Genomic DNA, 6,864 nt, shown 5'->3' on the forward strand with positions numbered 1-6,864 from the left:
ACGCGATCGCACCGGCCTGCATCGCGCCCTTTTTGAGCGGCACGCGCGCGGTGGGCGCATCGGCCTTGTCGGGCGCGGACGGCACGAGCACCAGCGTATTGGTGCCGGCCGCGGCGACGCGCGTGGTGAATGCGACCGTGATCTGGCCGGTGTTGCTGTCGATCGCGACGGATTCGACGTTGCGGGTCGCGGCCGGCGGGCTGTAGCCGCCATCGAGGCTCGTGCCGCTTGCGGCGTTGTCGGCAACGGCAAGCCGCGCGGACGACGCGAGCGCGAGCCCCTCGCCGACGCGCGAGCGCGCCAGGTAATCCTGGTACGCGGGAATCGCATAGGCTGCGATCACGCCGACGATCGCCAGCACGATCATCAGTTCGATCAGCGTGAAGCCGGCCAGCCGCCAGCGCGGCGACGGCCGGTTCGCGCGCCGCAGATCGGCGGCAACGCGGCGGAACAGGGAAATGGAAAAGGCTTCGAACATGGCAGGCTCCGGAAACGAAAAACGCCTGCCGATAAAGGCAGGCGTCTCGATCGTAGCCAGCGGGCCGTGAATCCGGCAGTCGGCCGGACGGCCAATGTCAGTGCGCGTGCGGTACGTCGCGGCGCTTCCTGAGCGTGTAACCGATCGCCACGACGAACAGCGCGCCCGTGATGCTCGCGCCGTAGAGGGCCTCCGGCGTATCGAGCACCGGCCAGCGATCGCCGACCGGGTCGTTCACGATCAGCCCGCCCGCGATCCAGCCGAGCAGCCCGGCGCCGAACGCGACGACTACGGGGAAGCGGTCGAGCAGTTTCAGCACCAGCGTGCTGCCCCACACGATGATCGGCACGCTGACGACGAGCCCGAAGATCACGAGCGCGATCCGGTGCGACGGATCGGCCTGCTCGGCCGCGCCGGCGATCGCGATCACGTTGTCGAGGCTCATCACCGCATCGGCGATCACGATCGTCTTCACCGCGTCCCACAGCCGGCTGGCCGGCTTGATGTCGTCGTGCGCGTCGGCGGCCGGCGCCATCAGCTTGATGCCGATCCACAGCAGCAGCAGCCCGCCACCGAGCTTCAGGAACGGCACGTCGAGCAGCGCGACCGCAAACGTGATCAGCGCGATGCGTAGCAGGATCGCCCCCGCGGTGCCCCAGATGACACCGCGCAGCCGCTGGTTCGCGGGCAGGTTGCGGCAGGCGAGCGCGATTACGACCGCGTTGTCACCGCCGAGCAGGATATCGATGATGATGATCTGGAATACGGCGCCCCAGTGGAGCGACGTCAGGAATTCGAGCATGGCGTGACGGGCAGGACGGCGGCCGCCTCGCAGGCGGCCCGGTTCATCGCCGGCACATGCGCGATGCATGCCCGGTGCTTACGAATTCATTGCGCGAGCATAACAAAAAACGCCGGCAAAGCCGGCGTTTTCTGCAGGACGAACCCAGGGGAAATATTACAGCGCCTTCTTCAGCAGACGGCCCATTTCCGACGGGTTGCGCGTGACGGTGATGCCACACGCTTCCATGATTTCCAGCTTCGCTTCGGCCGTATCCGCACCGCCCGAGATCAGCGCGCCGGCGTGGCCCATGCGCTTGCCCGGAGGCGCCGTGACGCCAGCGATGAAGCCAACGACCGGCTTCTTCATGTTGTCCTTGATCCACTCTGCCGCATTGGCTTCGTCCGGACCACCGATTTCGCCGATCATCACGACCGCATCCGTATCCGGATCGTCGTTGAACATCTTCATCACGTCGATGTGCTTCAGACCGTTGATCGGGTCGCCGCCGATACCGACTGCCGACGACTGGCCGAGGCCGAGTGCCGTCAGCTGAGCAACCGCTTCATACGTCAGCGTGCCCGAACGCGACACGACGCCGATGCGGCCCTTGCGGTGGATGTGACCCGGCATGATGCCGATCTTCAGCTCGTCCGGCGTGATCGTGCCCGGGCAGTTCGGCCCGAGCAGCAGCGTCTTGCGGCCTTCGCGACGCATGCGGTCCTTCACTTCGATCATGTCGCGGACGGGGATGCCTTCCGTGATACAGATCGCGAGATCCAGATCGGCTTCGACCGCTTCCCAGATCGCAGCCGCTGCGCCTGCCGGCGGAACGTAGATGACCGACACGGTCGCGCCGGTTTCTGCCTTCGCTTCCTTGACGCTTGCGTAGATCGGAATGCCTTCGAAATCTTCGCCGGCCTTCTTCGGGTTCACGCCCGCGACGAATGCTTCGCGGCCGTTTGCGTATTCACGGCAGGCGCGCGTATGGAACTGACCGGTTTTGCCGGTAATGCCCTGCGTGATGACCTTCGTGTCCTTGTTGATCAGAATCGACATGTATTTTGACCTCTGTTCGATTGGCGTCGCGAGCGAACCGCGCCGCCATGCGTGTTCATTAGCGCGCGCTTACTTGCCTGCGGCAGCCGCGACAACCTTCTGCGCAGCTTCTTCCATGCTGTCCGCCGAGATGATCGGCAGGCCCGAATCGGCCAGCATCTTCTTGCCGAGGTCCTCGTTCGTGCCCTTCATGCGCACGACGAGCGGCACGTTCAGGTTCACGGCCTTCGAACCGGCGATCACGCCTTCCGCGATCACGTCGCAGCGCATGATGCCGCCGAAGATGTTCACGAGGATCGCCTTCAGATCCGGGTTCTTCAGCATCAGCTTGAACGCTTCCGTGACCTTCTCGGTCGTCGCGCCACCGCCGACGTCCAGGAAGTTCGCCGGCTCGCCGCCGAACAGCTTGATGGTGTCCATCGTCGCCATCGCCAGGCCTGCGCCGTTCACGAGACAGCCGATGTTGCCGTCGAGCGAGATGTACGCGAGGTCGAACTTCGACGCTTCGATTTCAGCCGGATCTTCTTCGTCCAGGTCGCGGTAAGCGACGATTTCCGGGTGGCGGAACAGCGCGTTCGAGTCGAAGTTGAACTTCGCGTCGAGTGCGATGACCTTGCCGTCGCCGGAGACGTTCAGCGGGTTGATTTCAGCCAGCGATGCGTCGGTTTCCCAGAATGCCTTGTACAGGCCTTGCAGGATCGCGCGTGCTTGCGGAATCGAAGCAGCCGGCACGCCGATCTTCGCGGCGAGGTCGTCGGCTTGCGCGTCGAGCAGGCCCGTCGACGGCTCGACGATGACCTTGTGGATCAGTTCCGGGTGCTTTTCGGCAACTTCTTCGATGTCCATGCCGCCTTCGCTCGAACCCATCAGAACGATCTTTTGCGTCACGCGATCGACGACGAGGCTGACATACAGTTCCTGCTTGATGTCGGCGCCTTCTTCGACCATCAGACGGTTGACCTTCTGGCCTTCCGGGCCCGTCTGGTGCGTGACGAGCTGCATGCCGAGGATCTGGTTCGCGTATTCGCGGACCTGCTCGATCGACTTCGCCACCTTCACGCCGCCGCCCTTGCCACGGCCACCCGCGTGAATCTGAGCCTTCACGACCCATACCGGGCCGCCGAGCTCTTCTGCCACCTTGACGGCCTCGTCAACCGAGAACGCCGGCTTGCCGCGCGGTACCGCGACTCCGAATTTCCGCAGGATTTCCTTACCCTGGTACTCGTGAATCTTCATGCGTGATTCCCTTCAGTCTGAGAGTTGAATGAAAAGTCGCTTTAGACGCTTCTTCGAATGATTTCCGTTCATTCCTTCGTGCTGCCTTCACCGGGCACGTCCGGCCGTCTCGCGCCATACCAGCGCGGGTAGTACTGCCGCACGACCTCGCCGTCGAACCGCAATGCCCGGCAGCGGCCGAGCTGGAAAGGCGCTTCGTCGTGCACGCCGCCGTGATCCGGCCCTTCGCCCCCCTCCTCGCGCACGTTCCACACATCACCGGCGAACGCCTGGATCGCTGCCGTCGGCAGCACGGCGCACAGTTCGGTGAGATGGGAGCAGCCTGCGACGCCGGCGAGCAGCCGGTTCGCATTGCGGCGGAAATTGCGGAAGAGATTGAGCCCGATCAGGGCCCGATAGGCGGGAGAGGCGGATTGACAGTGACCAGGATAGGGAACCCATTCCGAAGACGCTTCGGCGTCGACGACATTGAGGTCACGATCGATAGTCACGCGCAGCCAGAGTTCGTGGATCGGCAGGCCCTGGGGCCGGATGCCCGACGCAAGCGCGACATCGCGCGGCTTGTGGTCGGTCAGGCAGGCTTCGATGTCCCACAAGCCGTCGCCGCGCTCGTAAGCTTCCGCTCGGATTGCGCGTTGATGTCGCAACTGACGGGCACGGGCTCGGATAGCGGCATGCTGGAGGTTGAGGCCGAAGAGGAAAACCCGTGGATTTTAGCATATTGGGTATTTGAGACAGTTTGACGCGACGGCGGGTATTCCCGCCTGTCCGGAAGTGGTTGCGTTGCAGCAAAATCGCGCGCCACGCGCGCGATCGGAGCAGTCAGTCGTCGATCGGGAAATCGTCGCCGACCTTCAGCAACTTCACGATGGTCGCGCTCGAGAAGCCGCGTGCGGCGAGAAAGCGCGCCTGCTTCGCACGTTCTGCCGGCGTTTGCGGCAGTGCACCGAATTTCTTGCGCCAGACCGCCTGCGCACGCGCCCATTCGGTCTCGCGGAGCTGGGCATTCACCTCCTCGACGAGCGTGTCGCCCACCGCATGACGCTTCAGCTCGCTGACGATGCGCGCGACGCCCACACGCGACGCGCGACGATGCACGAGACTCTCGGTGAAGCGCGCATCGGACAGCCAGCCTTCCTGTTCCAGCGCATCGAGTACGGGGTCGACGGATTCGTCTTCGCCGACGTAGGGCGCGAGCTTGCGCGCGAGTTCCGTACGGCTGTATTCGCGGCGGGATAGATAGCCGAGCGCGCGGCCCTTCAACGATCGCTGAGGCTTCGACGACTTGCGCTCGGTAGCGCCCGGAGCGTCGCTTGACGAAGCACTGGAAGAAGCACCCGACGCGCGACGTGTGCGGCGCGGATGCTGGCTGCTGCGCGTATAGACATCTTCCCTGGCCGGCGCCGATGCATCGGCTGCGCGATCGCCCGGGAAGCTGACACCGGAAACACGGCGGCGGGAGCGGTCGTGCGCGTCGAACGATTCATCGTCGTCGAACGGATCGTCCGGTGCGGCAATCTCAAACGAAACGAGGGCATCGTCGGATGCCCTCGTCGCGGTGCGGTTCGCGGCATTGCTGCCCGCGCCCCGCCGATCGGCGCCCGAGGATCCGGCTCGCCGGCCGGAGCGACCTGCCGTTTCGGGCACATCGCTCTCCTCCGGCTCGCCAGCCTGACCTCGGCGCCCGACCATCACTCTTCTTCGTCCATCGCCTCGGCTTCGTCCTGGCCTGCACCATCGGGCATGGCGACCACGCCGAGCGATTCGCGAATGCGGTTCTCGATCTCGCGCGCGATTTCCGGATTCTCGCGCAAGAATTCACGCGCGTTGTCCTTGCCCTGGCCAATCTTCTCGCCGTTGTAGCTGTACCAGGCGCCCGCCTTGTCGACGATCTTCGCCTGCACGCCGAGATCGATGATCTCGCCCTGACGCGAAATGCCTTCGCCATACAGGATGTCGAAGATCGCTTCACGGAACGGCGGCGACACCTTGTTCTTGACGACCTTCACGCGGGTTTCGTTGCCGATCACCTCGTCGTTCTTCTTGATCGAGCCGATCCGGCGGATGTCGAGACGCACCGACGAGTAGAACTTCAGCGCATTACCGCCCGTCGTGGTTTCCGGGTTGCCGAACATCACGCCGATCTTCATCCGGATCTGGTTGATGAAGATCACGAGGCAGTTCGTGCGCTTGATCGTGCCGGTCAGCTTGCGCAGCGCCTGCGACATCAGGCGGGCCTGCAGACCCGGCAGCGAATCGCCCATCTCGCCTTCGATTTCGGCCTTCGGCACGAGCGCCGCGACCGAGTCGATGACGATCATGTCGATCGAGCCCGAGCGCACCAGCGCGTCGGTGATTTCAAGCGCCTGCTCGCCGGTGTCCGGCTGCGAGATCAGCAGCTCCGGCACGTTCACGCCGAGCTTCGCAGCATATTGAACATCGAGCGCGTGCTCGGCGTCGATGAACGCTGCGGTGCCGCCGATCTTCTGCAGTTCGGCGATGACCTGCAGCGTGAGCGTGGTTTTACCGGACGATTCCGGACCGTAGATCTCGACCACCCGGCCGCGCGGCAGGCCGCCAACGCCGAGCGCGATATCGAGACCGAGCGAGCCCGTGGACACGACCTGGATGTTCTCCGTCGCCTCGCCGTCGCCCATACGCATGATCGAGCCCTTGCCGAACTGCTTCTCGATCTGGGCAAGCGCGGCGGCCAGCGCCTTGCTCTTCTCGGCGGTCATCCCGGAGCCCTTCTTGCTATCTTCCATGAATCGTCCTTTGCTATGATGAGCAGCGTCTGTTAGAGGCGCGCCCGCTTTCAAGCGCCGCCCACGAATGCAGACACTGTATAAAAAAACAGTGTTTTGTGCAAGCCCGCAATGCAGGCTGCGTTGTACACGAATAACTTCGGAGACAGCCGGCCGGCGCGAACGCCCTGCCGGCCATCGGTCAGCACCATGCGAATTCTCATCGCGGAAGACGACAGCATACTCGCGGACGGCCTCACCCGGTCACTCCGCCAATCGGGCTATGCGGTCGACCACGTGAAGACCGGCGTCGACGCCGATACGGCGCTGTCGATGCAGACATTCGACCTGCTGATCCTCGATCTCGGGCTCCCGAAAATGCCCGGGCTCGACGTGCTCAAGCGCCTGCGCGCCCGCAATTCCAACCTCCCCGTACTGATCCTGACGGCCGCCGACAGCGTCGACGAGCGCGTGAAGGGGCTCGACCTCGGCGCCGACGACTACATGGCCAAGCCGTTCGCGCTCAACGAGCTCGAGGCGCGCGGGGGGGGGGCGGGCGCGCGGTG

Annotated in this window: 8 protein-coding genes and 1 pseudogene; 1 reads left to right on the top strand and 8 read right to left on the bottom strand. The window is 64.4% G+C overall.

The window, feature by feature from the left end; all coding sequences use genetic code 11:
* The 8 genes and pseudogenes from JYJ84_RS24550 to JYJ84_RS24585 form a co-directional block, all read right to left on the bottom strand.
* On the bottom strand, window positions 1–478 hold a 478-nt coding region (locus JYJ84_RS24550; protein ID WP_205189562.1), incomplete at its 3' end, for a pilin.
* A 97-nt stretch (window positions 479–575) separates the two neighbouring features.
* Entirely contained in the window at window positions 576–1,280 is a 705-nt protein-coding gene (locus tag JYJ84_RS24555; RefSeq protein WP_122946757.1) for a TerC family protein, read from the bottom strand.
* Between the two features lie 156 nt (window positions 1,281–1,436).
* On the bottom strand, window positions 1,437–2,318 hold the full coding sequence (gene sucD / locus JYJ84_RS24560) for a succinate--CoA ligase subunit alpha (RefSeq protein ID WP_006477916.1): 882 nt from the start codon (window positions 2,316–2,318) through the stop codon (window positions 1,437–1,439).
* A 69-nt stretch (window positions 2,319–2,387) separates the two neighbouring features.
* Entirely contained in the window at window positions 2,388–3,554 is a 1,167-nt protein-coding gene (gene sucC / locus JYJ84_RS24565) for an ADP-forming succinate--CoA ligase subunit beta (protein WP_132022571.1), read from the bottom strand.
* A gap of 68 nt (window positions 3,555–3,622) precedes the next feature.
* A pseudogene (locus tag JYJ84_RS24570) lies at window positions 3,623–4,230 on the bottom strand (DUF2889 domain-containing protein).
* Between the two features lie 146 nt (window positions 4,231–4,376).
* Window positions 4,377–5,246, bottom strand: coding sequence for a recombination regulator RecX (gene recX / locus JYJ84_RS24575; protein WP_175221671.1), 870 nt, complete (start codon window positions 5,244–5,246; stop codon window positions 4,377–4,379).
* Complete coding sequence (gene recA / locus JYJ84_RS24580) at window positions 5,246–6,319, bottom strand: recombinase RecA (RefSeq protein WP_041492942.1); 1,074 nt, start codon at window positions 6,317–6,319, stop codon at window positions 5,246–5,248. Before recA ends, recX begins: the two co-directional genes overlap by 1 nt.
* Window positions 6,320–6,369: 50 nt before the next feature.
* Window positions 6,370–6,510, bottom strand: a complete 141-nt coding sequence (locus tag JYJ84_RS24585) for a hypothetical protein (RefSeq protein ID WP_153488778.1) — start codon at window positions 6,508–6,510, stop codon at window positions 6,370–6,372.
* On the opposite strand from JYJ84_RS24585, the gene JYJ84_RS24590 reads away from it, so the two are divergent.
* Window positions 6,509–6,864 (top strand): response regulator (locus JYJ84_RS24590; RefSeq protein WP_205189563.1); only part of this gene is annotated, 356 nt, incomplete at its 3' end. The two genes, JYJ84_RS24585 and JYJ84_RS24590, sit on opposite strands and share 2 nt — an antisense overlap.

It is taken from the genome of Burkholderia sp. LMG 13014 (assembly GCF_905232215.1).
GTDB lineage: Bacteria > Pseudomonadota > Gammaproteobacteria > Burkholderiales > Burkholderiaceae > Burkholderia.

Bases quoted from the DNA above. Each gene is read 5' to 3' on its own strand.
- sucD (WP_006477916.1), bottom strand. From the start codon at position 2,318: ATGTCGATTCTGATCAACAAGGACACGAAGGTCATCACGCAGGGCATT.
- JYJ84_RS24585 (WP_153488778.1), bottom strand. From the start codon at position 6,510: ATGGTGCTGACCGATGGCCGGCAGGGCGTTCGCGCCGGCCGGCTGTCT.
- sucC (WP_132022571.1), bottom strand. From the start codon at position 3,554: ATGAAGATTCACGAGTACCAGGGTAAGGAAATCCTGCGGAAATTCGGA.
- recA (WP_041492942.1), bottom strand. From the start codon at position 6,319: ATGGAAGATAGCAAGAAGGGCTCCGGGATGACCGCCGAGAAGAGCAAG.
- recX (WP_175221671.1), bottom strand. From the start codon at position 5,246: ATGGTCGGGCGCCGAGGTCAGGCTGGCGAGCCGGAGGAGAGCGATGTG.
- JYJ84_RS24555 (WP_122946757.1), bottom strand. From the start codon at position 1,280: ATGCTCGAATTCCTGACGTCGCTCCACTGGGGCGCCGTATTCCAGATC.